General features: G+C 70.9%; 23 protein-coding genes. 9 read left to right on the top strand and 14 right to left on the bottom strand.

Annotated features, from left to right (window positions below; genetic code table 11):
- Positions 1–147 precede the first annotated feature (147 nt).
- From ACFY8O_RS27215 to ACFY8O_RS27190, 6 genes are all read right to left on the bottom strand, one after another.
- Positions 148–1,341, bottom strand: a complete 1,194-nt coding sequence (locus tag ACFY8O_RS27215) for an FUSC family protein (protein WP_387906760.1) — start codon at positions 1,339–1,341, stop codon at positions 148–150.
- 62 nt (positions 1,342–1,403) lie between these two features.
- Positions 1,404–2,132, bottom strand: a complete 729-nt coding sequence (locus tag ACFY8O_RS27210; protein ID WP_387906758.1) for a glycosyltransferase — start codon at positions 2,130–2,132, stop codon at positions 1,404–1,406.
- Positions 2,129–2,746 (bottom strand): SAM-dependent methyltransferase, encoded by a 618-nt coding sequence (locus ACFY8O_RS27205; protein ID WP_145810081.1) that lies wholly within the window; start codon positions 2,744–2,746, stop codon positions 2,129–2,131. Before ACFY8O_RS27205 ends, ACFY8O_RS27210 begins: the two co-directional genes overlap by 4 nt.
- Positions 2,743–3,513 (bottom strand): PIG-L deacetylase family protein, encoded by a 771-nt coding sequence (locus ACFY8O_RS27200; RefSeq protein WP_387906754.1) that lies wholly within the window; start codon positions 3,511–3,513, stop codon positions 2,743–2,745. The genes ACFY8O_RS27205 and ACFY8O_RS27200 overlap by 4 nt, the downstream gene beginning before the upstream one ends.
- Entirely contained in the window at positions 3,510–4,556 is a 1,047-nt protein-coding gene (locus ACFY8O_RS27195; protein WP_387906751.1) for an acyl-CoA dehydrogenase, read from the bottom strand. Before ACFY8O_RS27195 ends, ACFY8O_RS27200 begins: the two co-directional genes overlap by 4 nt.
- Positions 4,557–4,790: 234 nt before the next feature.
- Positions 4,791–5,771: a TIGR03557 family F420-dependent LLM class oxidoreductase gene (locus ACFY8O_RS27190; protein ID WP_387906749.1), complete on the bottom strand. Its 981-nt coding sequence runs from the start codon at positions 5,769–5,771 to the stop codon at positions 4,791–4,793.
- A gap of 294 nt (positions 5,772–6,065) precedes the next feature.
- Here ACFY8O_RS27190 and ACFY8O_RS27185 point away from each other — a divergent pair, with 294 nt between their 5' ends.
- A complete protein-coding gene (locus ACFY8O_RS27185; RefSeq protein WP_387906746.1) occupies positions 6,066–6,932 on the top strand; it encodes a SigB/SigF/SigG family RNA polymerase sigma factor in 867 nt (288 codons plus the stop codon).
- A 685-nt stretch (positions 6,933–7,617) separates the two neighbouring features.
- Entirely contained in the window at positions 7,618–8,910 is a 1,293-nt protein-coding gene (locus ACFY8O_RS27180) for a TerD family protein (RefSeq protein ID WP_387906743.1), read from the top strand.
- Positions 8,911–8,946: 36 nt separating this feature from the next.
- Here ACFY8O_RS27180 and ACFY8O_RS27175 read toward each other — a convergent pair whose 3' ends face one another.
- Positions 8,947–10,134: a glycosyltransferase gene (locus ACFY8O_RS27175; RefSeq protein WP_387906740.1), complete on the bottom strand. Its 1,188-nt coding sequence runs from the start codon at positions 10,132–10,134 to the stop codon at positions 8,947–8,949.
- Between the two features lie 58 nt (positions 10,135–10,192).
- Between ACFY8O_RS27175 and ACFY8O_RS27170 the strand changes: the two genes are divergently transcribed.
- From ACFY8O_RS27170 to lnt, 3 genes are all read left to right on the top strand, one after another.
- Positions 10,193–11,005: a glutamate racemase gene (locus tag ACFY8O_RS27170; protein WP_387906737.1), complete on the top strand. Its 813-nt coding sequence runs from the start codon at positions 10,193–10,195 to the stop codon at positions 11,003–11,005.
- 52 nt (positions 11,006–11,057) lie between these two features.
- Positions 11,058–11,630 (top strand): hypothetical protein, encoded by a 573-nt coding sequence (locus tag ACFY8O_RS27165; protein ID WP_145810067.1) that lies wholly within the window; start codon positions 11,058–11,060, stop codon positions 11,628–11,630.
- Positions 11,631–11,697: 67 nt separating this feature from the next.
- Positions 11,698–13,293, top strand: a complete 1,596-nt coding sequence (gene lnt / locus ACFY8O_RS27160) for an apolipoprotein N-acyltransferase (RefSeq protein ID WP_387906734.1) — start codon at positions 11,698–11,700, stop codon at positions 13,291–13,293.
- Between the two features lie 86 nt (positions 13,294–13,379).
- Here the strand turns inward: lnt and ACFY8O_RS27155 are convergent, their stop codons facing one another.
- Positions 13,380–13,970: a TetR/AcrR family transcriptional regulator gene (locus ACFY8O_RS27155; protein WP_387906732.1), complete on the bottom strand. Its 591-nt coding sequence runs from the start codon at positions 13,968–13,970 to the stop codon at positions 13,380–13,382.
- Between the two features lie 184 nt (positions 13,971–14,154).
- Between ACFY8O_RS27155 and ACFY8O_RS27150 the strand changes: the two genes are divergently transcribed.
- Genes ACFY8O_RS27150 through ACFY8O_RS27140 form a run of 3 tightly spaced genes read left to right on the top strand, consistent with a single transcriptional unit; the run spans position 14,155 to position 16,641 of the window.
- Positions 14,155–15,174, top strand: a complete 1,020-nt coding sequence (locus tag ACFY8O_RS27150) for an aldo/keto reductase (protein ID WP_387906729.1) — start codon at positions 14,155–14,157, stop codon at positions 15,172–15,174.
- Between the two features lie 54 nt (positions 15,175–15,228).
- On the top strand, positions 15,229–16,152 hold the full coding sequence (locus tag ACFY8O_RS27145) for an LLM class flavin-dependent oxidoreductase (protein WP_387906726.1): 924 nt from the start codon (positions 15,229–15,231) through the stop codon (positions 16,150–16,152).
- 9 nt (positions 16,153–16,161) lie between these two features.
- Positions 16,162–16,641, top strand: a complete 480-nt coding sequence (locus ACFY8O_RS27140; protein WP_145810060.1) for an NUDIX hydrolase — start codon at positions 16,162–16,164, stop codon at positions 16,639–16,641.
- Positions 16,642–16,750: 109 nt separating this feature from the next.
- On the opposite strand, the gene ACFY8O_RS27135 is transcribed toward ACFY8O_RS27140, so the two are convergent.
- From ACFY8O_RS27135 to ACFY8O_RS27110, 6 genes are all read right to left on the bottom strand, one after another.
- Positions 16,751–18,139 carry an MFS transporter gene (locus tag ACFY8O_RS27135; RefSeq protein ID WP_387906723.1) on the bottom strand — a complete coding sequence of 463 codons (1,389 nt, stop codon included), beginning with the start codon at positions 18,137–18,139 and terminating at the stop codon, positions 16,751–16,753.
- 545 nt (positions 18,140–18,684) lie between these two features.
- Entirely contained in the window at positions 18,685–19,431 is a 747-nt protein-coding gene (locus ACFY8O_RS27130) for a thioesterase II family protein (protein ID WP_387906721.1), read from the bottom strand.
- A gap of 52 nt (positions 19,432–19,483) precedes the next feature.
- Entirely contained in the window at positions 19,484–20,737 is a 1,254-nt protein-coding gene (locus ACFY8O_RS27125; RefSeq protein WP_387906718.1) for a glycosyltransferase, read from the bottom strand.
- A 58-nt stretch (positions 20,738–20,795) separates the two neighbouring features.
- Positions 20,796–21,533 (bottom strand): NAD-dependent epimerase/dehydratase family protein, encoded by a 738-nt coding sequence (locus tag ACFY8O_RS27120; protein WP_387906716.1) that lies wholly within the window; start codon positions 21,531–21,533, stop codon positions 20,796–20,798.
- Positions 21,533–22,558, bottom strand: a complete 1,026-nt coding sequence (locus ACFY8O_RS27115) for a Gfo/Idh/MocA family protein (protein WP_387906713.1) — start codon at positions 22,556–22,558, stop codon at positions 21,533–21,535. The genes ACFY8O_RS27120 and ACFY8O_RS27115 overlap by 1 nt, the downstream gene beginning before the upstream one ends.
- Positions 22,555–24,060 carry an NDP-hexose 2,3-dehydratase family protein gene (locus ACFY8O_RS27110; RefSeq protein ID WP_387906710.1) on the bottom strand — a complete coding sequence of 502 codons (1,506 nt, stop codon included), beginning with the start codon at positions 24,058–24,060 and terminating at the stop codon, positions 22,555–22,557. The genes ACFY8O_RS27115 and ACFY8O_RS27110 overlap by 4 nt, the downstream gene beginning before the upstream one ends.
- A gap of 583 nt (positions 24,061–24,643) precedes the next feature.
- On the opposite strand from ACFY8O_RS27110, the gene ACFY8O_RS27105 reads away from it, so the two are divergent.
- A partial coding sequence (locus ACFY8O_RS27105; protein ID WP_387906707.1) for a type I polyketide synthase occupies positions 24,644–26,471 on the top strand: 1,828 nt, incomplete at its 3' end.

Below are 26,471 nucleotides of genomic sequence, written 5' to 3'. Positions count from 1 at the left end.
GTGCGAGTGGGTCCGCCCACGGCGCGGACCGCCGGCTCGCCCGCCAGGTCGGCACCATGCTGGGCATCGGCGACACGGCCATGACCGTCCGGTCGGTCGTGACACGGCCCGTGCCGGTCGTGCTCGTGACCACGATTCCGGCGACACTCAGTCGGTGACCCGCGCGGCGTCGAGGAGCACCTCGGAGGTGTGGCGGAACTCCTCCATGAGCCGCGTCGCCTCGATGACGAGGATGCCGTAGGGGGCTGAGGGATCGGCGAGGGACAGGGACAGCCGATCGGTCTCCTCGGCCACCTCGGCGCGACGTTTCTCCGCCTCGCCGGTGAGGCGTTCCAGGCGTTTCGCCTGCTGACGCAGGGTCGTCTCGTCCAGCGTCGTGAGCACCTCGGCGATGGCGCCGGCGGACTCCAGGAAGGCCGCGTACCGCCGGAGGAACGGCTTGCGCGCCTCGTCCTCCTGGCCGTAGCGGTCGAGCCCCCGGGTGAGGGCGGCCACCTGGTAGAGCGTGCGTTCCAGAGCTCCGAGCACGGCCTCGTAGTCGTGGAAACCCGGGTGACCGCGGTAACGGCGTATCAGCCGCCGTGGGTTGAGCAGCGTGCTCTCCTTGGCCGTGCGGAAACCCGACCTGGCCTGCCCGATCATCTCCCCGGTGTGCGCCGCGCGGGCCCGCCACCGTCCGGTGGTCTCCTGGTCCGGCACGCCCTCGGCGAGTACCGGATGTATCTCGGCGAGCAGGTCGTGGAGGGTGTGGGCGAGACTGTGGATGCTGTACTCGGCGCTGCGGTAGCGCAGGGGCGGGGCCACGAGGACGTTGACGGCCGTACCGATCGCACAGCCGATGAGCACGAGCACCACGATCTCCCCCAGCCGGAGGAACCGCTCCAGGCCCCCGGACGCCGAGGTGTAGGTCGCGAACGCGAAGAAGGCGGCGGTGGCGACCTGGGGCCCCTGGACGCCCAGGACGTGCCAGCGCCCGATCGTGAGGGCCACCAGGGCGACGAGCGCGAAGGTCAGCACCTCCGGGCCCACGAGGAGACCGAGGGCCGCCTGCACCAGGACCCCCGCGACGACCGCGCCCACGTACCGGAGGGACTGTGTGACCGAGCGGTAGACGGTCACCTGCATGATCAGCACGGCGGAGAACGGCGCGAAGGCCGGTGAGCGGGCTTCGAGCAGGTCGTACGCGACCACCCAGGCGAGGGTGGCGGCGAGGGTGCTCTTCCCGATCACCAGGACGGTCGCCCGCTCGTCCCCCGCGTACGAGAAGACGCGCCGCCACCACCGGGTCATGGCGGCGCGTCGTCCCGTCCCCTCTCGGTCGGTCGTTGTGACACCGGTCATGAACGTCGACGTCCTCCCTCTACCGGCCCCTGCTCCGCATGATCCGTCTCGTTGCCGCGCCTTCAGCCGGGCAGTCGCACGTCCTGTGCGAGACGTTCGAGGTGAGCGCCGTAACCGCCCCGCGCCCGTGCCGTCAGGCGCGCGGACGTGAGGACCGGGAAGCGCCTGGTGCGCAGGACGCGGTGACCGCCGGCCTGCAGGGCGGCCACCAGCGCGTGGTCCTCGCCCGTCGCCAGGGCCGGGAACCCCCCGACGTGTTCGTACGCGTCGGCACGCACCCCCAGGTTCGCGCCGTGGACGTGCGGGTGGAGGTCCGGCCCGTCCCCGTGGCCGCCGGCGGCCTCGTAGCTCCGTATGTGGTCGCGGATGACCCCGCCGAGCGCCGGAGGCCATCGGTGGGGCCGGACGGTGCCGACCACCGCCTCCCAGCCCTCCCGGGCACAGGCTCGCTGATGGGCGAGCCAGCGGGGCGGGACCTCGCTGTCCGCGTCGGTCGAGGCGATCCAGACGCGGGCCGGGTCCAGGCCGAGGGTGTGCAGGGCCAGCGCGACTCCGGCGGCCCGGGCGGGCCCGGGGCTCCGGGCGTCCAGCGGTGCGATCAGCGCTCCCGCCCGGCGCGCGACCTCCTGTGTCCCGTCGGTACAGGCGTCCGCGGTGACCACCACGACCAGCCGGGTGGAGGCGAGGGCGGGGTGCCGGGCTGCCCGGTCCACCGCGGCGAGGGCGGCGGGAAGCAGGACCTGCTCGTTGTGCGCCGGTATCACCACGGCCATGGCAGAAATCTCCGTCACACGAGCCCCTCGAAGCCGGCGGGGGACAGGGGCGCCGTCCCGTCGGGCAGGGCACGGCTGAAGGTCTGGAGGACGAAGTCCTCCTCCCGGTGGTCGGCCCGCAGCAGCAGCCCCGGTTCGTGGGCGAGCCGTTCGGCCAGCAGGGTGCCGGTGGACAGGTGCTCGGGCACCGGGTGGTTCCAGTGCACGGTGACCAGCGTCCCGCCCGGTTCGAGGGAGCCGGCGGTGCGTGACAGCAACTCGTCCAGTCGTGCCCCGTCGAAGTAGTAGAGGAGTTCGGACAGCACGACGAGGTCGAAGCGTCCCTCAGGCCACTCCTCCGGCACGGTGAGCCGGACGACCTCCACGTGGTCGAGGTCCTCGGTGCGCCGGGCGGCGGTCTCCACCACGGAGGCGACCCGGTCGGCGGCGATCAGCCGGTCGCACCGCGGGGCGAGGAGGCGCGTGAGCTGCCCCACGGAGCACGCCGGCTCGAAGGCGCGGCGGAACCGGGGCCTGGGCAGCGAAGCCAGGGTCAGGGCGTACTTGCGCTGTTCGTACCAGCGCTCCCGCAGGCGCCAGGGGTCTTCCTGGCCGCGGTACATGTCCTCGAAGTAGTGGGACGGGGTGCTCACAGGAACACCACCTCCCGGGGCCGCAGATGGTGGGCGAGCTCCTCGGGCGGCAGGATCGCCGCATCCTCGGCCGCCGGCCCCAGCGGCCGGATCTGTGAGGCGAAGGCGTCGACCGCGTGCCGCTTGCGGGCCTGGTCGTGCGGGGACAGGGTGAGCCGGGCCGCCCGGTCCCAGGGCACGCGAGGATCGCCGGGCCGGGCCCAGTGCCACAGCCACACCGGGTACTCGGCGAAGGGTGCGTCGGCTTCGACGGCCGCTGCGCGTGCGGCCCGTCCGGCCGCCTCGTGGTCGCTGTGCACGTCGCCGGTCCACGGTGCGGCGACGAGTACCGCACCCGAGCACAGCGGGACGAGCGCCCGCCGCACCTCCTCCTCATGACGGTCCACCGCTGCGTCGGGGACGCGCAGCCGCACGATCTCCGCGGCCCCCGCGCCCAGCCGATCGAGGGCCGCGCGGGTCTCCTCGGCGCGGATCGTGGCCAGTTCGTGCGGGCGCAGCACCTTGCTGCGGGGGTGGGACCCCTCTCCGTCGGTCACCGAGACCACGGTGAGGTCGTGTCCCGAGGCCGCGAGGCGGGCGAGCGTGCCGCCGAGACCGAGCACCTCGTCGTCGGGGTGGGCTGCCACCACGACGACCCGGCCCCGGGGCGGGAGCGCGAATTCGGCCAGGTCCTCCCAGCCCTGCCACCTCTCCCAGAGACTCTCGTCGGTGCCCGGGGCCTGGATGGCGTCGGCGTACGGCGAGGTGCCGTCGGTGCGCGTGCTCATCGGCCGTCCCTGCCGCTGACGAGAGCGCCGAGTTCGGCGAGGTTGCGCTCGGCGTGGTGCTGGCGGATGTAGACGGTGAGGTCGGCGACGTCACGGGCGTGCCGCTGGTCGTGACAGAGCGGCCCTGCTCCGGTCGCCCGGCCCACATGCCGGAGGGTGCGGTCGCAGACGGCCTCCACCAGCCCTCTCACGCGCAGGCTGCGCAGGCGCGCCTCGCCCTTGCGATCCAGCGGGTCGGCGTCGATGGCGGCGGCGGCGGCAGACAGGAGGAGACCGGCGGCGTGCAGGTCGATGTCGACGGCGCCGAGATGGGCGTCGGCATGGGGATCGCCGCCACGCACGGCCGCCCCCCGCAGGGGGCGGGCCACCGCGTGTGCCCCGCCCAGCCAGCACGCGGCCACTCCGATGCCACCGTGCTGGAAGCCGGGCCGGTTCACGTACCCTTCGACGGCCCCGACCGGTTCGGCCGCCGCGGAGACGAAACGCACGTCAGGCGTGTCCGAGCCGGCCATACCGAGGGCCTGCCAGGTCCCCTCGACCGGCTCCGCCGTGCCCTGCGTCAGGCGGACGGCGAAGAGACGACGGCCGTCCTCGGCACGTGCGGTGACCAGCGCGTGGGTGCAGCTGTGCGCCCCGGAGCAGTACTGCTTGAGGCCGCTCACGCGCCACTGCCCGTCAGCGTCCCGGGTGGCCGAGAGGCCCTCGCCGGGGGGTTCGGCCGCCCACACGCCCCAGCGCTGTCCGGGCGACGGCTCGGGACCGCCCAGCTCGGCGAGGACGGCCAGAGCGTCGGCATGCCCCTCCACCAGCCGCGCGAGGCACAGATCGTCCTCGGCGACGGACTGGAGGGCGGCGAATCGCTCGGGGGTTCTGCCCTTGCCGGGCAGGGGGATGTCCAGTCTGCCCGCGTCGAGGTCCGCGACCACCGCGCGGAAGCGTGCCGAGGTCTCCGCCCGCAGGGCGCGGGCGGAGAATGCATCGGCTTCACCAGGCAGGGGAGGGGCTTCCGGCACGACAAGGCGCCGTGCGGCGTTCTCGGTCATTCGGTGTCCTTCGCTTTCGCGTTCACAACGATCCGCAGCCCGCTGGGCGGCTTTCGCACCAGTGCCCCCGATCGGCCGGTCAAAGCTGACCAAGCCGCCACCGGCCCTCTGCGCACCGACCCTCCTGGCGCAGGTGGGGGCGCTGCCGGATCGCCGCGCCGCCCGGTGACCGGAACCGCCCCGCCCGGGGGAGCGGTCCGGGCGCGGGACGACGCACGGGCCGGAGCGGCCCGTTCAGGAGCTCTGCCGACGGGGCCCGAGCCCGCGCAGCCGGGTGTCGAGTTCACGGCTGTAGAAGTCGATGAATCCGTCGGGGTCGGGTCCCGCGTTCTGCATGACGAGCCGGTCGAAGCCCGCGTCGAGATAAGGCTGCACCGCTTGCTCGTAGCGGGCGGGGTCGGGCCCGCAGGCGAACTTCGCCGTGATGTCCTCGAGCCGGACCGTGGTGGTGGCCGCCTCGAAGTTCACCGGGTTCGGCAGCTCGCTCATCACCTTCCAGCCGGTGAGTGCCCATCGGGACGTCTCCAGGGCCGCTCGGGCCGCTGTCTCCTCGTCCGGCGCCCAGGCCATCGGGACCTCGGCGTAGAGAGGTCCGGACCCGCCCGCGTCACGGTAGTGCCGCACCAGTTCGGGACGGTCCTCCGTGGCGAAGAGGCCGTCCGCGAGCTCGGCGGCCAGTACCGCTGCCCGACGGCCCCCGGCGGCCACGGCGATCGGCGGCGGGGTGCCGGGCAGATCGAAGACACGCGCGTCGGAGAGCCGCAGGTGCTTGCCTTCGTAGGACCGGTACCCCCCTTGCCAGAGCAGCCTGATGATCTCGACGGCCTCCCTGAGCATGTCCTGCCGGGTGTCGACGGTGTCCGGGAACCCCTTGCCCACGACGTGCTCGTTGAGCCGTTCGCCCGAACCCAGACCGAGCGTGAAGCGCCCGTCCGACAGCAGCGACAGGGTGGCGGCGGCCTGCGCGATGATCGCCGGGTGGTAGCGCACCGTCGGGCAGGTCACGCCGGTGGCGAGTCCGATCCGCTCGGTTCGGGCGGCGATGGCTCCGAGGACGGTCCAGGCGAAAGGCGAATGCCCCTGGTTGTCCAGCCACGGGTGGTAGTGGTCACTGATCTCGACGAAGTCGAAACCAGCCCTTTCCGCCAGCACCGACTGGCGTACCAGTTCCGCCGGTCCGAAAGCCTCGGCGGCCAGTTTGTACCCGATCTGCATCTTCTTCGACTCCTCGCGTATCGCTCCGGGCCGTGCCGCGAACAGATACCACCAGGGGCCCGCGGCATAACCATTTCTCCTGCGCGTGGGTGCCCGGATTCCATAATCCGGAATGCTTAAGTCCGGATCGAGATCTGTCGGCCCGTCAGGCCGGCCGCGCCGCTCTCGACCTGTGGATCCTGCGGTTTCCGACGAATTTTCCGCGGCAGGACGTGTGAGTCGTTTCCACCGGGGTACGCGCCCATCGCCAACGGGGGACACACAGGGCAGCAGACACGTGGAGGGGAAGTTTGAATGTCGACACTCGCACGCGCTTCGGTCGCTCCCCCGGCGGAAGAGACAGAGCTGCCGCAGATCGACGATCCGCTGAAGATCGCACCGAAAGACGCCCGGGCTCTGGGCAAGGTGTTCTTCGACCGGCTCCAGGTTCTCGAAGAGGGCACCGCTGAATACCAGTACGCGCGTAACACGCTGATCGAGATGAATCTGTCGCTCGTCCAGTTCGCGGCGAAGCGCTACCGCAACCGCGGTGACGGACAGATGGAAGACATCATCCAGGTCGGCACCATCGGGCTGATCAAGGCGATCGACCGTTTCGAGCTCTCCCGCGAAGTCGAGTTCACCTCCTTCGCGATCCCTTACATCGTCGGCGAGATCAAGCGCTTCTTCCGGGACACCACCTGGTCGGTCCACGTCCCGCGGCGCCTTCAGGAACTCCGGGTCACTCTCGCCAAGGCCAAGGAAGAGCTGGCTACCAATCTGAACCGGGATCCCACGGTCGCCGAGATGGCCGCCCATCTCCGCATCGACGAGGATGAGGTCATCGAAGGCCTCATCGCGGCGAACGGATACACCGCCGGCTCCCTCGATCTGCCCGTGAACAGCACCGAGCAGAGCGCTTCGGGGAAGGAGGACCGGACCTTCGCCGAGCTCGCGGGTGACGTCGATCCCAACATGGAGCTGGTCGAGAACCTCCATGCCCTGGCCCCGCTGATGGAGACCCTGGACGAACGCGAACGTGTCATCGTCCAGATGCGCTTCGGCCAGGAACTGACCCAGTCCCAGATAGGCGAGCACCTCGGCCTCTCCCAGATGCATGTGTCACGTCTCCTCGCCCGCATCCTGACCAAGCTCCGGGCCGGAATGCTCACCGAGGAGTAGTCAGCGGAACACCCCTGACGCTTCATCGGCGCCCGGGCGGGGTGGCCCGGGACGATGAGAAACAGGGGAGGCCCCTGACAGGCCTGAACCGGAGATCGTGGAGCCACGTCCGGCCGGCACACCGGCCGGACGTGGCCGATGTGCGTTCGGCAGCCCCCGTCGTTCGGCGAGGTGGGCGGGCGGGTGTGTTGTGCCGGAGACGGCATGTCTTCCACCGCACTCCAGACGAGGCAGGTCAATGACGTACGCCCGTGCCGGCCACCGTCTATCGCGTGCGACGGTGGCTGTCCTCGCCGCCGCCGCGCTGAACAGCGCCGTACGGACCGGATCCGGCGGTGTCGTCAGCCGCAGCAGTCCCCGTTGTCCGTCGCGAGGGGAGCACCCTGCCCAGTGATCCGCGCCCTCACCGACGAGGACCTCACCGCCCCCGCCGCCCCAGGACGGTGGAACGGTGCAGAGGCGGCCCGGACGGTCGTGCTTCCCGGTGCCCGACGTGCGCCGGAGTCGTTCCCCGTGGCGGGCGAACTTGGCGAAATGGGGCGCCGAGCGCCGTCGTGACCCCCGGAGAAGCGGGCGCACCCAGGGCCGGCGGCGGATCGCCGGCGACGGCCGGGTCGCGACTGTGGGCTCCCGGGTGGGCCGGGGATTAGGTTGTCGGGAAACGCTCCGGGCTGCCGGACTCGTGATGGGGGCGAGCATGACCATGCAAAAGGGAACCAATGTCGCGGTGCCGGCTCCGGCCGTGCGGGTCGAACTGGGCTGGCGCGCCTCTCCGGGGACACCCGACGTGGACGGCTCGGCGCTCCTCCTCGTGTCGGGGAAGGTCCGCGGCGACTCGGACTTCGTCTTCTACAACCAGCCGGTCCACGGCTCCGGCGCGGTGCGTCATGAGGGCAAGCGCACCGCCGGGGGAGTCGTCACGGACAGCCTCGCCGTCGACTTCGCGCGGATGGAGCCGGCGATCGACCGCGTCGTCGTCGCGGCCTCGGCGGACGGTGGCACGTTCGGACGGGTGACGGGCCTCCACGTGAGGGTCGTGGACGCGGCGAACGGGACGGAGATCGCACGCTTCGACAGCACGGACGCGACGGTCGAGACCGCCTTCATCCTCGGCGAGCTCTACCTCCGCCAGGGGGCGTGGAAGTTCAGGGCGGTGGGGCAGGGCTACGACACCGGACTCGCGGGCCTCGCCACGGACTTCGGCATCTCCGTCGACGAGCCGCAACAGGCTCAGCAGCCGGCGCGCCCGACCGCACGCGCACCCCAGCAGCCTCCAGTGCCCGCCGCCGCGCACCGGGCCGCCCCCGTGCCGCCCCCGGAGCCCCCCGTCGTGCAGGCCGTGAGGCTGACCAAGGTCACGCTCACGAAGGAGGCCCCGTCGGTCTCGCTCTCGAAGCAGGGCGGCACCTCCGGAGCGCTCCGCGTCAATCTCAACTGGGAGGTGCGCAAGCAGTTCAAGGGCTGGGGGGCGAAGCTCGGCCGGGCCGTCGCCGTGCACGGCGACCTCGACCTCGACCTCTGCGCGCTGTACGAACTCACCGACGGCAGCAAGGGGGTCGTCCAGGCCCTGGGCAACGCCTTCGGATCGCTGCTGCAGCCGCCGTACATCCACCTCGACGGCGACGACCGCACCGGGGCGCTGTCCACGGGGGAGAACCTCACGGTCAATCTCGACCACAAGGACCGGCTGCGCCGCGTACTGATCTTCGTGACCATCTACGAGGGTGCCCGGAGCTTCGCCGACCTGCACGCCACGGTCACGCTGCAGCCGCAGAACGGCGCCGCGATCGACTTCTCCCTCGACGAGTGCACCGTGCCCTCCACCGTGTGCGCGCTCGCGCTGATCACGAGCCACGGGGGAGACCTCACGGTGCAGCGTGAGGCCCGCTATCTCGTGCCGCAGCGCGGGGTGAGTCCCCAGCGGACCATCGACGCCGCCTACGGGTGGGGCATGAACTGGACCCCGGGACGCAAGTGACCTCCTCCTGGGCCCGGCCCTCACGGGCGGCCGGGCTCAGGGCTCGGGCGCGGCCTCGGGGCGGGCGTACGTACGCCCCTTCCAGGCCGCACCGAGGCCCCGGTAGTGCTGCACGGCGGAGTCCACCGTCATCAGGAGGTAGAGGACCGCGGTGAACGGCAGCAACGGCGCCAGCCACAGCGACTGCCGGTAGTACCCGAGCATCGGCATGTACGTGCCCGCCATCACCGCCCAGGCCGCTCCGCCGGCCCAGGCCGCCACCGGGTCGCCCGTCAGCAGCCCGGCGGCCAGCGTGGCGGGCGGCGCGACGTAGACCAGGCCGAGCCCGAGGACCGTACCGGTCAGCAGCAGAGGGCTGTGCCGCAGCTGGGCGTACGCGCTCCGGGAGACCATGCGCCACAGGTCCGCCAGCCGTGGATACGGCCGTACGCTGTCCACCCGCTCCGCGAGCCCCAGCCAGATCCGGCCCCCGGAACGGCGCACCGCACGGGCCAGCGACACGTCGTCGATGACCGCCTGCCGGATGGACTCCGGGATCCGCGCCCGCTCGGCCGCGGCGGCCCGCAGCAGGACGCAGCCGCCCGCCGCCGCGGCTGTGCGCGCGTGCTTCCGGTTCACCCGGCGGAAGGGGTAGAGCTGGCCGAAGAAATAGACGAAGGCCGGCACGATCAGCCGCTCCCAAGTGCTCGCCACCCGGAGCCTGGCCATCTGCGAGACCAGATCGAATCCGGACGGGCCCTCGCTCCCCGCGGCGGCGACGAGTTCGCGCAGGCTGTCCGGCTCATGGGCGATGTCGGCGTCGGTCAGCAGCAGGAACTCGGGCTTCCCGCGCCGGGCGAGCGCCATCCCGTGCCGCAGTGCCCAGAGCTTCCCGGTCCACCCCGGGTCGGGCTCACCGGGTGACACCACCGTCAGCGGAAGCCCGCCGCAGCGCACGGCCAGCGTGCGGGCGAGGGCCCCTGTGCCGTCGCCGCTGCAGTCGTCCACCAGGAAGATCTCCGCGTCCCCCGGATAGTCCTGGGCCAGCAGGGACGGCAGGGTCCTCGGCAGGACCTCGGCCTCGTCGCGCGCGGGAACGATCACGGCGACGGAGGGCCAGCGCCTCGGTTCGGCCTCGGCGCGCACGGGCAGCCGCTGGTCGGTCCGCCAGAAGAACCCCTGGCCCAGCAGCAGCCAGACCCACACGACCAGCGAACCCACGGCGATCCAGGCAACGGCGCTCATCCGTCGAAGTGTGCCCCACTCCGGAGGCGCCGCAAGGGCGGTCGACTATGGTGACCGGGTGAAGATCGCACTCATGGACTCGGGAATCGGCCTGCTCGCGGCAGCCGCCGCGGTACGCCGGCTGCGGCCCGACGCCGATCTGGTGCTGTCCTCGGACCCCGGCTCCATGCCGTGGGGGCCCCGCACGCCCGAGGACGTCACCCGCCGCGCGCTCGCCGTCGCCCGCGCTGCCGCGGCCCACCGGCCGGACGCCCTGATCGTCGCCTGCAACACCGCGTCCGTCCACGCCCTGCCCACCCTGCGGGCCGAGCTCGAGCCCGCCCTGCCGGTCGTCGGCACGGTTCCCGCCATCAAGCCGGCCGCGGCGGGCGGCGGCCCCTTCGCCATCTGGGCCACCCCGGCGACCACAGGGAGCCCCTACCAGCGCGGGCTCATCCACGACTTCGCGCGGGACGTGGACGTGACCGAGGTGCCCTGCCCGGGGCTCGCCGACGCGATCGAGCACGCGGACGACGAGGCGATCGGCCGTGCGGTGGCCGCCGCCGCCGCGCTCACCCCGGCCGGGGTGACGGACGTGGTGCTGGGCTGCACCCACTACGAACTGGTGGCCGAACGCATTCGTACCGCCGTCGAGGGCGGCCGGTCCGCCGGCCTCGCACCGCTCGTGCTGCACGGCTCCGCCGAAGCCGTCGCCGCGCAGGCGCTTCGCCGGATCGGCGCGGCCCCCGCTCCGTCGGCCGAACCGGCCGGCACCCTCACCGTCCTGCTCGCGGGACACGCCGGGGACGTGCCGGAACCCGCTCTGGCCTACGCCGAGGGGCTGCTGCTGAAGGCCGTCGGCCCCGCGCTCCGACCCGCCGAGGCGTCCTGAACGGCCCGCGCACGGCCGCCCCGGCACGCGGAACCTGGGTACGCTGCTTGGCATGACGGACCACCCCGGCAACACGCGGCACGGTTCGAGCCAGGCCCCGAGCACGGTCTGGACGGGACGGGCCACCAATCGCTTCCAGTGGCTGCTGGCCGCTGTGGGAGCAGGCTGTCTGGCGCTCGGCATCGAACTGGCTGTCGATTCTGCCTGGAGCGCGGGAATCGCCCCGCTCCTCATGTCCGTCATCGGCTGTGTCGCGGCCGGACTCCTCATCCTCTTCGGCACCCTCGCCTTCGTGCACGTGGCCGTGAAGGTCGACGGTGACGCCCTCGAGGTCCGCTGCGGTCACGCGGGGCTCCCGAGGCGCCGGATCCTGCTCACCCATGTGGTGGGCGCGGACTTCGCCCCCAAGGTCACCCCGCGCCAGTGGGGCGGCTGGGGATACCGCTGGCGCCCCGAGAAGGGCACCGCCGTCGTCGTGCGCCGGGGCGAAGGGCTGGTGCTGCGGCTGGGCGACGGGAGGACCTTCACCGTCACCGTGGACAACGCGGAGGCGGCTGTGCGCTTCATCCGTGACCGGCTGCACCTCGTGCCCGCCGAGAACGCACAGGGCTCCTCCGGTTCCTGAGCCCCGCTCCGGCCCCCCGGCCGGAGTGCCTGCCGCTCGCACAGCCGCTCACCGTAGACTCCGCCAGGTGAGCGCCACCATCACCACCGTCGACCAGCCGTCCGCCCCCGCGCCCCGCAGTACGAAGCTGTGGCCGCGGCTCGTCCGGCCGGCCGCAGCCGTCCTGTCCGGTGCGCTGCTCTACGCGAGCTTCCCTCCCCGGCCCCTGTGGTGGCTGGTGCTGCCCGGCTTCGCCCTGCTGGGCTGGGTCCTGAGCGCGCGCAGGCTGCGCGCGGCCCTGGGCCTCGGGCTGCTCGCCGGCCTCGGGTTCATGCTGCCGCTGCTGCACTGGACGGGCGAAGAGGTCGGGCCCGTCCCGTGGCTCGCGCTCGCGACGGCCGAGGCGCTCTTCATCGCCGTGGGCTGTGCCGGCATCGCGGCCGTCTCCAGGCTTCCGTACTGGCCGGTCTGGGCCGCCGCGGTCTGGACGCTGGACGAAGCGGTGCGGGCCCGGGTGCCGTTCGGCGGCTTCCCCTGGGGCAAGATCGCCTTCGGCCAGGCCGACAGCGCCTTCCTGCCGCTCGCCGCGCTCGGCGGCACCCCGCTGCTCTCGTTCGCGGTCGTGCTGTGCGGCTTCGGGCTCCTGGAGGCCGTCCGGCAGGTACGTCGTCGGCGCGCCGGAAGCCCCGTCCCGCGCGCGGCAGTGGTCGCGGCGGCCGTCACCGTCGCCGCCCCCGTCGTCGCGGCGCTGGCGGCCCTCCCGCTCGTCGACGACTCGGCCGAGGACGGCACCGCGACCGTCGCCGCTGTCCAGGGCAACGTGCCGAGGCTCGGGCTCGACTTCAACTCCCAGCGCCGGGCGGTCCTGGACAACCACGTGGCGCGGACGGAGCAGCTCGCCCGGGACGTCACGGCGGGCAAGGAGCGCCGGCCCGATCTCGTCCTGTGGCCGGAGAACTCCTCCGACCTCGACCCGTTCCGCAACGCCGACGCGGCCGATGCCATCGAACGGGCCGTGCGGGCCATCGGCGCCCCCACCGTCATCGGCGCCGTGCTCACGCCCGAGACCGGGCCGCTGCGCAACACCCTGATCGAGTGGGACCCGGAGAACGGCCCCGTCGACACCTACGACAAGCGGCACATCCAGCCGTTCGGCGAGTACATGCCGATGCGGTCCTTCGTGCGGATCTTCAGCAAGGACGTCGACCGGGTCCAGCGGGACTTCGGCCCCGGCAGCCGGGTCGGGGTCTTCGACCTGGACGGCACCAAGGTCGGGCTCGTCACCTGCTACGAGGCCGCGTTCGACGACGCGGTGCGCGACACCGTCCGCCACGGCGGCCAGTTCATCGCCGTACCGAGCAACAACGCGACCTTCGGCCGCAGCGAGATGACCTACCAGCAGCTGGCGATGAGCCAGGTGCGGGCGGTCGAGCACGGGCGCGCCGTCGTCGTGCCCGTCACGAGCGGGGTCAGCGCGGTCATCCGGCCGGACGGCACGATCGTCGAGAAGACGAAGATGTTCACCGCGGACGCCCTCGTCGACGACGTCCCCCTGCGTTCCTCGCTCACGCCCGCCACCCGGCTCGGGGCCCTGCCGGAAGGCGTGCTGGCCGCGCTGGCCGTGGCCGGCCTCGGCTGGGTGGCGGTCCGCTCCGTGCGCGCGCGCAAGGCTGCCGGGAAGTAGCGTCACCGCCTCCGGGGCGCCTCGGAGGACGCCCTCTGTGCCGTCCCCGCCCCCGGGCCGTGGCCGCCGCCCCCGTCCGCCGGCCGTCAGGGTTGGCGAAGGCCCGCGACGAGGAGACCGGCCAGGCGGCGCGCGTCGTAGTCCGGGTCGTGCTCCGCGCCGATGCAGAGATTCCCGACGCCCCGCATGAGCTCGTACGCGGTCAGGCCGGAGCGGACCTCGCCCGCCTCGGCCGCGGCGTCGAGCAGCCGCGCGCACACGGGGACGAGCCGGTCGATGAAGTAGGCGTGCAGCGTCTCGAAACCGGCGTCGTCGGACTGCAGTACCGACGCGAGCCCGTGCTTGGTGACCAGGAAGTCGACGAAGAGGTCGATCCAGCCGCGCAGCGCGGCGTGCGGGGTCGCACTCGTCTCCAGCAGGGCCGGTCCGGCCTCCGCGCAGGCCTCGACCTGGTGCCGGAACACCCCGATGATCAGGTCCGCGCGCGTCGGGAAGTGGCGGTAGATCGTGGCCACCCCGACCCCGGCCCTGGCCGCGATGTCACGCACCGGCGCCTCGACGCCCGACGTCACGAAGACCGCCGCCGCGGCGTCGAGCAGCGTCCTCTCGTTGCGCAGGGCGTCGGCCCGCTTGCGCGGAGCCGTCCTCCCCGTGCCCGCGCCGTCGTCGTTCGTCACGTCGTGCCCTCCGTCGTCCGTCCTGCCCGTCCGTGAGGTCCGGGCATGCCTGCCGTCTTGCGAAGCGGAACGCTGTTCCGTATTGTTAGCGGAACGAGGTTCCGTTTGCTCATCCTGCCAGAGCGGGAGGCCGGGACCAAGTCGGACCTGCCTTCCCGCTTCACCGTCACGGAGGAACACAGACATGCAGTACCGCACCTTGGGCCGCACCGGCGTACAGGTCAGCACGCTCGTGCTCGGCGCGATGAACTTCGGCGCGATCGGGCGCACCACCCAGGACGAGGCCACGGCGATCGTCGATGCGGCTCTCGAAGCCGGGATCAACGTCATCGACACCGCGGACATGTACGGCGACGGCGAGTCGGAGGAGATGGTCGGCAAGGCCCTGGCCGGACGTCGCGACGACATCGTGCTGGCCACCAAGGCGACCATGCCGATGGGGGAGGAGCGCAACCACCGGGGGGCCTCGCGCCGCTGGCTGGTCACCGAACTCGACAACAGTCTGCGCCGTCTCGGTGTCGACCACGTCGATCTCTACCAGATCCACCGGTGGGACCCGAGCGTCAGCGACGAGGAGACGCTCTCGGCGCTGACCGATCTCCAGCGCTCCGGGAAGATCCGCTACTTCGGCTCCTCGACCTTCCCCGCCTACCGCGTCGTGCAGGCCCAGTGGGCCGCACGCGAACACCATCTGGGCCGGTACGTCACCGAGCAGCCCAGCTACTCGATCCTGCAGCGCGGAATCGAGTCCCACGTACTGCCCGTGACCGAGGAGTACGGGCTCGGCGTGCTCGCCTGGAGCCCTCTGGCCTCGGGCTGGCTGTCCGGCGCCGTTCGCGAGGGCCGCGCGATCACCACCAGCCGCTCGAAGATCCTGCCGGAGCGCTTCGACCTCACCCTGCCCTCCAACCGGGCCAGGCTCGACGCCGTCGAGCAACTGGCCCGGCTGGCCGACGAGTCCGGTCTGACGATGATTCAGCTCGCGCTCGGTTTCGTGACCGCGCACCCCGCCGTGACCAGCGCGATCATCGGTCCGCGCACCACGGAGCACCTGCACTCCCAGCTCGCCGCCGCGGACACCGTCCTGAGCGCGGACGTACTGGACGCGATCGACGCCATCGTCGCTCCCGGGACCGATCTCGCGGCCCACGAGAAGTTCGACACCCCGCCGTCGCTGCTCGACCCGGCACTGAGGCGGCGCTGAACCCCGGGTGACGCAGGCCGGTCAGCCCCTCCGGATCCGAAAGGACCAGCACACGTGCCCCACACCCCACCCCGGCCCAGCTTCGGCATCATGACCCCGCCGTCGCAGGTCGGCTACGGCGAACTCCTGCGTGTCTGGCAGGAGGCCGACACGGTCCCCGAGATCGAGCACGCCTGGCTGTTCGACCACCTCATGCCGATCTTCGGCGACCCGGAGGGATCGGCCTACGACGGCTGGACACTGCTCTCGGCCCTCGCCGCCCGGACCCGGCGGATGCGGCTCGGTGTGATGGTGACCAGCAACCGCTTCCGGCCCCCGGCGATGCTTGCCAAGATCGCGACGACCGTCGACATCGTGTCCGGCGGCCGGCTCGACCTCGGCATCGGCGTCGGCTCCCGGCCCGGCCATCCGATGGCCCGCCGGGAGTACGAGGCGCACGGCCTGCCCTTCCACGACACCGCCCACGCCGTGGAGAGCCTCGCCGAAGCCTGCACCGTGATCCGGCGCCTGTGGACCGAGGAGCGGCCCTTCGACTTCCACGGTGTCCACCACCGGCTCACCGGAGCGTTCGGGAACCCCAAGCCCGTGCAGCGCCCCCACCCCCCGATCCTCATCGGTGGCCGTTCCGCCGCGACGCTGCGGGTGGTGGCCGAGCACGCCGACCTGTGGAACATCCCCGGCGGCGACATCGAGGACGTCGTCAGGCGCAGCGCCCTGCTGGACCGTTACTGCGCGGAGGTGGGACGCGATCCGGCAACCCTCACCCGATCGATCCATCTGCCCGTCTCCTACGAGGCACCGGGCGAGACGCGGAAGGCGGTCGGCGAAGCCGTCGGCGCCGGCTTCTCGCACATCGTCCTCGGGCTGTCGGCGCCACATCCCGACGGTGTCGCACGGTGGATCGCCGACGAGATCGTCACGCCGTCACTCCGGGACGTACCGGCAGCCCGTCGGCCGGGCGGGCCGGCTGCCACGTAGGCTCGGCCCATGGCGACTCCCGACTTCATCCGTGCCATCCGTGCCACCGCCGGTCACCAGCTGCTCCTGCTGCCGGGTGTCACCGCGGTCGTCTTCGACGACGAGGGAAGGGTGCTGCTCGGCAGGCGGTCCGACACGGGCAAGTGGTCCGTCATCGGCGGTATCTCCGAGCCCGGCGAGGAGCCTGCCCTGACCGCGGAGCGGGAGGTGTTCGAGGAGACCGCCGTGCGCTGCGTGGCGGAACGGGTGGTGCTCACGCAGGCGCTGCAGCCCGTTCAGTACGCCAACGGCGACCGTTGCCAGTACCTCGACATCACGTTCCGCTGCCGGGCGACCGGCGGGGAGGCGCGGGTGAACGACGACGAGTCGCTGGAAGTGGCGTGGTTCGAGGTCGACGCCCTGCCGCCGCTGAGCGAGTTCGCGCTGTTCCGGATCAAGCAGTCCCTCACGGACGGCCCCACCTGGTTCGCGCCCAGCGCCAGGGACTGACGGCCCTGGCCCTCCCCGCGCGGGGGAGGGCCAGGGCCGCCAGGCGTCATCGCCGTGTGTCCGGCGGCCGTGCGTGTCCGGATCGGGCCGCCGGGTGGAAGCCGGCCGCTCAGACGGACCGGGCGTCGGCGGGCAGGGGCGCGGAGTCCGCGGCCTGCCTGTCGGCTCCCGGCTCGATCTCGGCGAGATCCCGGTTGCGGGTCTCCTTGGCGCACACGATCGCCAGCACGGTGAGCAGTGCGGCGGCGATGACGTACAGGGAGATCGGCGTCGAACTGCCGAAGTCGGCGAGCAGCGCGGTGGCGATGAGCGGGGCCGGCGCGCCGGCGGCGACGGACGAGAACTGGGCCCCGATCGAGGCGCCCGAGTAACGCATCCGCGTCGCGAACATCTCCGCGAAGAACGCCGCCTGCGGTGCGTACATGGCCCCGTGAAAGACCAGGCCGACCGTCACGGCGAGCAGCAGGCTCCCGAAGCCACGGCTGTCGATCAGCGCGAAGAAGGGGAACATCCACACGGCGACGCCGATGGCACCGATGAGATAGACGGGCCTGCGCCCGATCCGGTCGGACAGAGCTCCCCACAGGGGGATCACGGCGAAGTGCACGGCGGAGGCGATGAGTACGGCGTTCAGCGCCGTCTGCTTGCTCAGCTCCACCGCTGTCGTCGCGTACACGAGGATGAACGCGGTGATCACGTAATAGCTGATGTTCTCGGCCATACGGGCACCCATGGCCACCAGCACGTCCCGCCAGTGGTCCCGCAGGACGGCCACGAGAGGCATCTTCTCGACGGGCGCGGCGGCGGCCTTGCGCTGCTCGGCCTGGGCGAGGGCCGCCTTGAAAACAGGCGATTCGTCGACAGAGAGACGAATCCACAGTCCGAGGATCACGAGCACCCCGGACAGCAGGAAGGGTATGCGCCAGCCCCAGCTCTCGAACGCCGACTCCGACATGAGCGCGGTGAGCGCGGACAGCACCCCGGTGGCCAGCAACTGCCCGGCGGGCGCTCCCGTCTGCGGCCATGATGCCCAGAACCCGCGCCGCTTCGCGTCGCCGTGCTCCGAGACGAGCAGCACGGCGCCGCCCCACTCGCCGCCGAGGGCGAAGCCCTGGACCAGGCGCAGGACGGTGAGCAGGACGGGTGCCGCGGAACCGACGGTGGCGTGCGTCGGCAGAAGCCCGATCGCGAAGGTCGCACCGCCCATCATCAGCAGGCTCAGCACCAGCAGCTTCTTGCGCCCGAGCCGGTCCCCGTAATGGCCGAACACCAGAGCGCCCAGGGGGCGCGCGGCGAAGCCCACCGCGTAGGTGAGGAAGGAGAGGAGGGTGCCGACGAGCGGGTCGGACTCGGGGAAGAAGAGCTTGTTGAAGACCAGTGCGGCAGCGGAGCCGTAGAGGAAGAAGTCGTACCACTCGACCGTGGTCCCGACGAGGCTCGCGGCGACGATGCGCTTGAGGTTGTTCGGAGCGGGTGGGGTGGTTGCGGGCGACGACATCGGCACCACTTCCTGGGTGTGACGGGGACGTTTGTGTGTCGCCACACCGTAGGAATCCGCAGGTCAAGCGCACATGTGGCGGGGCAACATAGTTCTGGGGTCAGCTATGCGCGTGGCCACCATCCGGGTCCACGGAAGGACGGTGCGAGGGCGCGGCGGTGGTCGGTATCCGCGTCGTCCGCGACGCGCGGTCCGGGACGATGTGCCGGCACGGTGCTGACCCTCGTACTGGTTGGCTGTAGGGGTCTGCCCCGAACGGCGGTCCCACCTGGCACAGGCAGGACCGCCCGTCCTGATGCGTTGGACTGCTCCAGTACAGTCCCGAAAAGCACGGGTCAGATGGCTTCCGAAACGTTCCCCCGGCGAATCAGGGCGTCGTCCTCGGCCCGTAAGAATCCGAACGCCTCCGAGGCTTCCTCCACACTCCCGGCGCCACCCCAGGTCGCACGGATGGCCGCGGGGCCCCGGATCTCGGTACAGGGCGCCGGGCCAGGAGCTGTGCCCGGAGGTCCTCCCGTAGCAAGGACGAAGCGAACGGCAGGCGCTCAGCCCTCCAGCCGGGAGCGGATCTTCCCCAGCACGTCAGCGGCGTGCGCATCGAGGAAGAAGTGGCCGCCGGAGTACGTGTTCAGCTCGAAGCCGCCGGTGGAGAAGGCGTCCCAGGCCTGCGCCCCGGCCGCGGTGACCTGCGGGTCCGCGTCACCGGTGAACACCACCAGCGGGCAGGCCAGTGGCGGGCCCGGAGTGTGGCGGTAGGTCTCCACCGCCCGGTAGTCGTTGCGGATGGCGGGCATGAGCATCTCCACCACGTCCGGGTCCTCCAGCAGGGCACCCGCGGTGCCGCCCAGCTCCCGTACCTTGGCGAGCAGCCCCGCGTCGCTGCGCAGGTGCACGCCCTCGTCACGGGAGAGCGAGGGCGCGGCGCGCCCGGAGGCGAAGAGGACGACAGGCTTGATCCCCTCCTGCTCCAGCCTGCGGGCGACCTCGTAAGCCACCAGCGCACCCATGCTGTGGCCGAACAGAGCCAGCGGCCGGTCGGCCCACTGGCGCAGTTCCGCCGTCAGTACGTCGGCCAGTTCGGTGACGTCGGGGATGAACGGCTCCTTGCGCCGCTCCTGCCGGCCCGGGTACTGGACCGCGAGCACGTCGGCCACCGCCGACAGCTGCCGCGAGACCTGGAAGAAGTAGCTGGCGGCGCCGCCCGCATGCGGGAAGCATGCGAGACGGACGTCCGCTTCGGAGGAGTGGAAGCGTCGGATGGAACCGCCGGAGCGTTCCGTCGTCTCGGTCATGGTTGTGCCGACTCCCTGGTGATCGGATCCGCGGTGCACGCCTGAGTCCCAGTCATACGGAGTCGGATGCCTTCCTGCGGTCGTTCCACCGCACCACCCAGTCCTCCAGGACGTCGACGGCCGTTTCGGTGCCCTTCTCGGCGCGTACGGCCTCCCCGACCTCGGCTGCCCGTTTTGCCATGTCCCGGTCGGTGAGTGCCTTGCCGAGTGCCTCGTCGAGGCGCTCGGCGGTGAACTTCGAGAACGGGACGGGCGCCGGCGACACACCCATCCGGTGGACCTGAGCCGCCCAGAACGGACTGTCGGCGAACGTCGGCACGACCACTTGGGGAATGCCCGAACGCAGCGCCTCGCCCGTGGTGTTGCAGCCGCCGTGATGGATGATGGCCGAGGAGCGGGGGAACAGCCAGGGGTAGTGCACGTCATCGACACGAAACACGTCGTCCGGCACGTTGTCCGGGCCCCCGCCCACCAGAACCAGTCGCCGGCCGTGTGAGCGGACAACGCCGAGCACCTTCTCCAGTGTCTTCTCCGGCTGGTGCACCGGCCAGATACTGCCGAACGACAGCGACACCGGGGCGTCCCCCGACTCCACGAAGTCCACCAGCTCCGCGGACGGGGTCCATTCGCGGTCCCAGAACCAGTACCCGGTGAACTGCGACAGCGCCGGCCAGTCGGAGGGTTCGGTGAACATCTCGCGGGTGACCGGGCACAGCAGCGGCACGTCGCGGCCCAGCTCGCGGTAGGGCGCTCCGAAGGGCAGAGCCGGCATGTCCGCCTGCTTGCGGTAGCCCCGGATGGAGATCCAGTCCAGCAGCCCCGCCATCCGGTGCGTCAGCCGGTTGTAGACCGGTCCGAGCCTGGACTGCGGGGCTATCATGGCCGGCCACTGCTTCGTCGGGTTGAGCGGCCACCAGGTGAGCGACGCCCAGGGCGACGTGCCGTTGTCCTCGAACATGATCCGGCTCAGGACGCTGTTGACCACCAGGTCGGCGCCCTTGCACACGTCCTCGACGCGGGATGCCAGCAGCCGGATGTGCTCCTGCGTCGGGCGTGGCACCTTGCGGGCCGCCTTGAAGAGCGAGGCGCCCTGCTGCAACGCCTCGGTGAGCGCCGGATGTGCCAGGAAGTCCCGCGGGCTCCCCGGCAGTTCGGCGAAGTCCAGACCGGACTCCCTGACCAGCGACTCGAAGTCTCCGTGGGTGGCGAGAACAACCGAGTGCCCCCGGGACATCAGGGTGGCGCCCAGCGCGATGAAGGGCTGGACATCACCCCGTGACCCTGTGACAAGGAGTGAGACCTGCATGAGTCCTCCGTACGAAAGGGGCGAGTGAGAGGGGGAGCCGACCGGTGGCCGCGGTGATTCAGTAGTACGGTACGTAGCGGTCGAGCACGCGGTCGAGGTAGTCGGCGTCGGTCACCGACCGCATCTCGGGCAGCAGTTCGCAGAGCTTCGCGACCGACACGGGGGTCATGGTCAGGGGCCCGTCGACGATCTCGTGCCGTGCCGAGAGCCCCAGCCGGTCCTCGATGCCTTGGATCACCGTCCGGATGGGCAGCGGCCTGCCGGAGGCGACGTTGACGACGTCGTTCTCCACGCCCTGTTCGAGCAGCCCGTCGACGGCCCGGGTCAGGTCGGCCGCGTCGATCACGTCGCGGTGCGCTCCCTGGAAGAGCCGCACGCTGCCACTGCGCACCTGCTGTACGAACGCGGGGAGCAGCTGGTGCGGGCGCTGCCAGCGACCCATCGCGTGGCTCACCCGCAGGACGAGCCAGGGTGCGCCGGATTCGGCGACCATGCGTTCCAGCCGGAGCTTCTGCCTGCCGTACGGCGAGATCGGCAGCAGTTCGACGTCTTCGGCCATCGCCGTGTCCCCGGTGCCGTAGAGGGCGTGGGACGCGGTGGACAGGAACACCACGAGGCGACCGTCGGCGCGACACCTGCGGGTGACTTCGTCCACCACGGCTGCCTCGCGGTCGAATTCGGCCCCCTCGAGGACGCTGGTGCTGGAGACACCGGCGGCGAGCACCGTGGCGTGCGGATGGCGTTCGCCGACGGTGGCCAGGTTGCGGGCGATGAAGCCGTTGCCGACGATCTCCATCAGATGCCTTCCGTGGCGACGACGCGGATTGCTGACTTCTTCATGTCGTCCAGCAGTTCGGCGGTACGCAAGGTCGTGGCGGCCCAGTTGTCGTGGTCCCGGTCGGCTCCTGTGGCGAGGGTCTGCCGCACGGCGGCGGCGAACGCGGCCACCGAGTTGGCGAACTGGTGCTCGGCGGGCAGGACGAACTCCTCGGTGTGGTTCTGCTCCTCGATGCGCAGCAGGGGTGCCGTGGTCGGTGGGGGAGTGAAGGCACGGTCCACGCTGAGCCGCGCGTCGCTGCCCCACAGGGTGTAGCGGGAGCCGTAGGCGTGGACGAAGCCGAAGCTGAGCGTGGCGATCTGCCCGGTGGCCGACGCGAGCACCGCGCTTCCCGCGACATCGACGTCCGACACCGGGTCGTGGCGCAGCACGGCCCCGGCGACGGTGAGGTCGTCGCCGAGGAAGTACTGGGCGAGGCGCACCGGGTAGATGCCCGCGTCCAGCAGGGCGCCGCCGCCGAGCTCCGGCCGGTAGCGGACGTCGTGCGGGGGCAGCGGAGGGAAGCAGAACGCCGCCTCCACGTGCTGTAGTTGACCGATCCGCCCTTTCGCGACCAGGTCGGCCACGCTGCGGTGGAAGCCGTGGTGGACGAAGGCGAGGTTCTCGCGCAGCACCAGGCCGCGCTCCCGTGCGAGCCGGGCCAGCGCGGCGGTGTCCGCCGCGGAGGTGGTCAAGGGTTTCTCGGCTAGGACGTGCTTGCCCGCTTCGAGCGCGGATCGCACCCACGAGGAGTGCAGGGCGTTGGGGACGGACACGTAGACCGCCTCGATGTCGTCCCGTTCGAGCAGTGGCTCGTAGCCGTGCACGGCCTCGCAGTCGAATCGGGACGCGAAGGACTCTGCCTTCGCCTGCTCCCGGCTGGCGATGGCGGTGATGGTGGTGTCCGGTGTCTCGCGCAGCGCGGGCAGGGTGCGCCGCGCCGCGATCGAGGACGCGCCGAGCACGCCGACCCGCACGGGGCCGGGCGAGGGGGAAGTACTCACGTGCGATCTCCTCCGGCCGGCCCCAGCAGGCTGTGCAGACATGTGAGCAGTGTCCTGGCCTGGATGTTGAGGTAGTTGCTGTGCTGCACGAGGCTCGACAGCTGGTGAACGGCCAGCCAACGGAACTCGTCCGGCTCCGCCAGCTCGCGCTCCGAGGGGAGCTCGACGATCAGATAGCGGCTGCGTGTGTGGAAGAACCGGCCGCCCTCCTCGGACAGCACGGTGTCGAATCGGACGGCGTCGGCCGGGGCGTGCAGCACCTCGTCCAGGAACGGGGGAGCGGCCTCGGCCGGAAGAACGGCGTAGTTCTCCGGAGTGCACTGCACGGTGGGGGCCAGCTCGATCGCGTCCACGAACCCAGGTTCGGAGCCGACCCGGACCAGGACGTGCAGTACGCCGCCGATCCGCTGCACCAGGAAGGCGGCGACGCCCTGGCCGCGCGCCTCGATCATCGGCTGGGTCCAGCTGGAGACCTCGCGGCTGCCGGTCTGTACGTCCACGGCCATCACGTCGAAGAACACACCGTAGTCGTGCGAGATGCGGTCGTCGGAGCGCTGCCAGTCGCGGACGCTGCCGAGATCCATCAGGTGCGCTTCGCCCGTGAAGCCGGCCCGCGCTCCGGTGAACCAGTTGCGGACGGAGCCGGTGGAGTGGAGTGCGCCGTATCCGGGATCGAGCGATCTGGCCAGCGCGGCGCCGATGCTCGTGCCCTCCACCGGCCGGCGCGCGGCCGGTGCACCGTCGATGGCCCACCGGCCGGAGGGAGAGGGGGAGGCGAACGGGAGACAGGCCATGACCGTGCGCGAGTCCATGTTCACCAGGTCGGGGCTGGAGAGCAGGGCGTGCAGCTGCCCTACGGACAGCCAGTAGAAGCCGTCCAGCAATTCCACGTCGTCACGTGTCTCGACGATGATGTTTCGATTGCGTTTCCGGTAGAACCAGGATCCCTGCTCCGACTGGAGCACATCGGCCAGTATCTGGTGTCGGGAGACGTTCCGGAAGAAGTCGAGATATGGCACCGGCCGACCGCCGTGCACTCGGGTGTAGTTACTCCGGGTCGCCTGTACCGTGGGCGATATCTGTACCCTGTTGTGGTTGCCCGGCTCCATCTTTGCCTGCATCAGGCAATGCGGTACACCGTCGAATTCTTTGACCAGGATGCCCAGTATGCCGACTTCCGGCTGATGGATGATCGGCTGGTCCCATTCGGGCACCGCACCCGGGGCGTTCCGAACCCGTAGACCTCGGACCGAGAAGAACTTGCCGCTCTCGTGCACGAGGTTTCCGTGTGGCTCCTCGAAACGCCAGCCTTTCAGTTCGGTGAACGGGATGCGGTGTATCTCTGAACTTTCAGTTTCGACATACGCGGCAAACCATCTGCGAAAAGCTTCCAGGCTGGAGACGGCCCGGTCGGCGTCGTGCATGGAGCGGGCCATTCTGGCTGCTGACCGGTTCTCCGGCCTGGTTAAGACGTCAGCGCTGCCCGGCAGGGCGTGCGGCATCGGTGGTCGCTCCTTGTTCCCTGGGGCGGATTGTGGCCGGCGTGTTACTGGTGGGTGAATGAATGCATCCACTCGGGACGGCTGCGGCAACGCCCGTTCAGGCACTGTCACGCAGGAGCGGTCAGGCGCTGTCGACTCCCGCTGTACCCGGAGTGAGTCTGGTGCAAGGACTTCCTGAACCCTGACAGTCCTACGTCGCGCGGGGTTCGGCTGTCAACACTTCCATGGTGCGCCGCGGCCGAAAATAGGCGCAGATTCTGCGGGGTTTTCGGGGTCCGCCGGGCACGACCCTGGCAACAAGTGACATGCATCTACGTTCAGTTGCCAGCTAAACGTGGGCTAGATCACATTGCCTCGGTCTTGTGGGGTATGGCAGGGTCGATCTTGCGTTTGCCAACTGTTTTATAAGTGCTGTGCAGCGGGGAACCAGCACCGGTCGTCATTGTGTATTCGCAGATGGGGTCGGGAGCTGGCCCGGAGATTACTCGCGGCCGCTTCGGCGAACTTCGATGATTCACGGGGGTTCACTTTGTCACGGAGTGCTTGTTCGGTACGGCACGATGACGATGGCGATCAGATTGCTGTGATCGGGCTCTCCTGCCGCCTGCCGCAAGCCGACTCGGCGGTGCGATTATGGGAACTCTTACGTGACGGGGTCGATGCCATCACCCCACTGCCCCCGGGGCGGTGGAAGCAACGCCCCACGGAGGATGCGGAGTTAGTCTCCGAGCGAGGTGGATTCCTCGACCGGGTGGATCAGTTCGACGCCGACTTCTTCGGCATCTCGCCGCGCGAAGCAGCGGCCATGGACCCCCAGCAGCGCCTCGCGCTCGAACTCGGCTGGGAGCTGCTGGAGAACGGCGGCATCACCCCCCAACGCCTGGCTGCCTTACGCGCCGGGGTCTTCGTCGGCACGATGAACGACGACTACGCGACCCTCACCCGACAGCGCAGTTCGCAAGCGGTCTCGCACCACACTCTCGCCGGTCTGCAGCGAAGCATGATCGCCAACCGGCTCTCCTACCTCCTCGGCGCGAACGGCCCGAGCCTCACCGTCGATTCGGGCCAGTCGTCCTCCCTGGTCGCTGTCCACATGGCGTGCCAGAGCCTCCGCGCCGGAGAGTGCGAGGTCGCCCTCGCCGGCGGAGTGAACCTCAACCTCAGCTTTGACGGCACCCTGAGCGTCTCCCGGTTCGGCGGGCTCTCCCCTGACGGCCGCTGCTACACCTTCGACTCCCGCGCCAACGGATACGTACGCGGCGAGGGCGGCGGCTTCGTCCTCCTCAAACCCCTGGCGCAGGCGCTGCGGGACGGCGACCACATCCACGGGGTGCTGCGCGGCAGCGCCGTGAACAACGGCGGCGGTGACAGCCTCACCACCCCCAGCCGGCAAGCCCAGGAGGACGTACTCCGCAGCGCGTACACGGCGGCGGGCGTACGCCCCGAGGACATCCAGTACGTCGAACTCCACGGCACCGGCACAGCCGTCGGCGACCCCATCGAAGCCGCGGCGCTCGCTGCGGTCCTCGGCTCCGCCCGCCCGGCGGACGCACCCTTGATGGTCGGCTCGATCAAGACGAACGTCGGCCACCTGGAGGGCGCCGCGGGCATCGTCGGACTGCTCAAGGTCCTGCTCTCCCTGGAAGCGGGGGAGCTCCCCGCCAGCCTCAACTTCGACATGCCCAACCCGGCCATCCCCCTGGCTGACTGGCACCTCCAGGTTCAGTCCGAGCGCTCGCCCTGGCCGCGTCCGGACGTATCGCTGGTGGCCGGCGTGTCGTCGTTCGGTCTGGGCGGGACGAACGCGCACGTCATTGTGGAGCAGGCTCCCGTGGCGGGGCCCGCTTCGGTCGCGGATGGCGAGCCGGGTCTGGTCGGTGTGGTGGCCGGTTCTGGTGTGGTGCCGTGGGTGGTTTCGGGCCGGTCTGCTGCGGGGTTGCGTGGGCAGGCGGGGCGGTTGCGGGAGTTCGTGGCTTCCTCGGAGGCTTCGGTTGCCGATCTCGGGTGGTCGCTGGCGTCTTCGCGTGCGGGTCTCGGGCATCGGGCTGTGCTGCTCGGCGCTGACAGGGAGGAGCTGCTGACTGCTCTGCGGTCCTTGGAGGACGGTGAGCCGGCGGCTGGTGTGGTCACGGGTGTGGCGTCGGACGGCGCTTCGGACGTGGTGTTCGTGTTCCCGGGTCAGGGTTCGCAGTGGGCCGGTATGGCGGTGGGGTTGCTGGATTCTTCGCCGGTGTTCGCGGGGCGGTTCGGTGAGTGTGCGGCGGCTCTGGCTCCGCACATCGACTGGGTGCCTGAGGATGTGTTGCGGGGGTGTGGGGGTGCGCCGTCGTTGGATCGGGTGGATGTGGTCCAGCCGTTGTTGTGGGCGGTGATGGTGTCGCTTGCTGAGGTGTGGCGTGCGTCGGGTGTGA

Origin of the sequence: Streptomyces argenteolus (assembly GCF_042902585.1) — a bacterium.
GTDB lineage: Bacteria > Actinomycetota > Actinomycetes > Streptomycetales > Streptomycetaceae > Streptomyces > Streptomyces argenteolus.
The sequence above is the reverse complement of the archived record's forward strand: the minus strand, read 5'-3'. Positions and strand labels throughout refer to the sequence as shown.